Genomic DNA, 570 nt, shown 5'->3' with positions numbered 1-570 from the left:
TCGGCGTCTCCCCCGCCCTCGCCGACGACCCCGGCGCCGGCATCGACGTCTCGGTCACCATCACCCCCACCACCACCCCCGGCCAGATCTCCATGACCGTCGCCGACAACAACGGCGTCTCCCTCCAGGAGAACGGCTCCGACGCCGCCGCCCGCCAGTTCGTCGGCACCCTGCCCACCGTCACCGTCACCGACACCCGCACGCCCGCCGAGATCCCCGACGGCGAATTCTGGGCCGTGGTCGGCCAGGCCAGCGCGTTCACCGCCACCGCCACCGGCACCGCCCCCATCGGCCCCGAATACCTCGGCTGGAAGCCCCGCCTGCTGTCCGACACCACCACCGGCGCCGTCGCCGCCGGCGAACCGGTCTCCTCCGTCGTGTCCGACGGCTCCGGAGCCCCCACCGTCGGTCTCAAGGGCCAGGAACTCCTCGTCTCCACCGCCGACTCCGCCACCGAGATCGGCACCTCCAAGGTCAACGCCGACCTCGCCCTGCGCACCCCCGTCGACGTCGCCGCCGGCGAATACCACTCCACCCTCACCCTCTCCCTCTTCAACCAGTCCTGACCCA

The 570-nt window shown here is 72.3% G+C and carries 1 protein-coding gene; it reads left to right on the top strand.

The window, feature by feature from the left end; all coding sequences use genetic code 11:
* The coding region (locus HHX33_RS34755) for a hypothetical protein (protein WP_182878264.1) at positions 1 to 566 on the top strand (566 nt) is incomplete at its 5' end.
* Positions 567 to 570 lie beyond the last annotated feature (4 nt).

The sequence above is a fragment of the Microbispora sp. H10670 genome, assembly GCF_014161385.1.
Taxonomy (GTDB): Bacteria; Actinomycetota; Actinomycetes; order Streptosporangiales; family Streptosporangiaceae; genus Microbispora; species Microbispora triticiradicis.
The sequence above is the reverse complement of the archived record's forward strand: the minus strand, read 5'-3'. Positions and strand labels throughout refer to the sequence as shown.